Source organism: Leisingera daeponensis, assembly GCF_019801465.1.
GTDB classification, from domain to species: domain Bacteria; phylum Pseudomonadota; class Alphaproteobacteria; order Rhodobacterales; family Rhodobacteraceae; genus Leisingera; species Leisingera daeponensis_A.
The window spans coordinates 1-1,340 of the sequence record NZ_JAHVJA010000041.1 but is presented as its reverse complement, the minus strand read 5'-3'; the positions used below and the strand labels follow the sequence as shown (position 1 = coordinate 1,340).

The 1,340-nt window shown below is 63.4% G+C and carries 1 pseudogene; it reads left to right on the top strand.

Going from position 1 to position 1,340, the window contains the following annotated elements:
- Positions 1–11 precede the first annotated feature (11 nt).
- Positions 12–1,227 (top strand): annotated as a pseudogene (locus KUV26_RS23465) (IS5 family transposase).
- Positions 1,228–1,340 lie beyond the last annotated feature (113 nt).

Below are 1,340 nucleotides of genomic sequence, written 5' to 3'. Positions count from 1 at the left end.
GGGGGGTGATGATGCGCGGGACGGATGAAGTAAGCGGATCGCTTTTCAGCTATGTCGATCTGGAAGAGCGCATCCCCGCGCGGCACCTGCTCCGCAAGATCAGGCAGGTAGTCAACGACGCGCTGGCCAGCCTGGATGCCGATTTCGAGGCGCTTTACACTGGTTTCGGCCGTCCCTCGATCCCGCCGGAGCGGCTGATCCACTGCCCGGCAGGCGATTTGGCAATGCCAAATCTGCCGAGAGGGTGGCGAGCCTGCTGCAAATCCTGTTTTCGGTCCGCTCCGAGCGGCAACTGATGGAATAGATGCAATATAACCTGCTGTTCCGCTGGTTTGCCGGTCTCGGGATCGATGACCCTGTTTGGGTCCCCACTGCCTTCACCAAGAACCGCGACCGGCTGATGACAGCCGATATGCCGCGCAAGGTGATGGCGGCGATCCTGGCTCATCACGAGGTCGCGCCACTCCTGTCGGACGACCACTTTTCGGTCGATGGAACGCTCATAAAGGCCTGGGCGCCGATGAAGAGTTTCCAGCCGAAGGCAGCGGGCACACCCCCAGCGATGATAGGCCGGATGACCCGCCTTCGACATGCATTACCCCTGCCGCACAGCTCATCCGACCCGAAACCGAGACCGGTCAAATGCCCCGCTCCAGCCGCCGCAGCCGAAATCCCGAGGTCGACTTCAAGGGCGAGAAGCGTTCCAATGCGACCCATGCTTCGGTCACCGACCCGGACGCACGGCTCTATAAGAAATCTCCCGGCACGGGGGCAATGCTGTGCTTCATGGGGCATGCGCTGATGGAAAACCGGCACGGACTGGTTGTTCAAGGCGACCTGACCCGCGCTGACGGCCGCGCGGAACGCAGGGCCGCGCTGGACATGTTGCACCGCCACTCCCCCGGATCGACCCGGCAGCTGACCTTGGGTGCCGACAAGGGATACGATGCGGCCGAATTCGTTGCGGATCTCCGCCAGGCCTGCGCCACCCCGCACGCCGCCAGGAAAGCGCGGCATTCAGCAATCGACCGGCGCACCACCCGGCACAAAGGCTATGCCCTGTCCCAGAAGCACCGCAAGCGGATCGAAGAGGCGTTTGGTTGGGCTAAGACCGTTGGCGGCATGTCCCAGACCGTCAATCGCGGCGTAGAGCGGGTGCGGTCGCGTTTCATTCTGACGCTCGCCGCTGGAAATCTCGCCCGGCTGCCCCGCTTACTGGCGGCATGAGGCTGCATGAGGTGGCCACAAGCCTGCTTCCAGCCGCCCGATCCGGAAGGGAGACAAGAGAGCCCCCCTCAGAGAGAACAGCGTCCCGCTGGCCTGACTAATTCTGCGGCCTG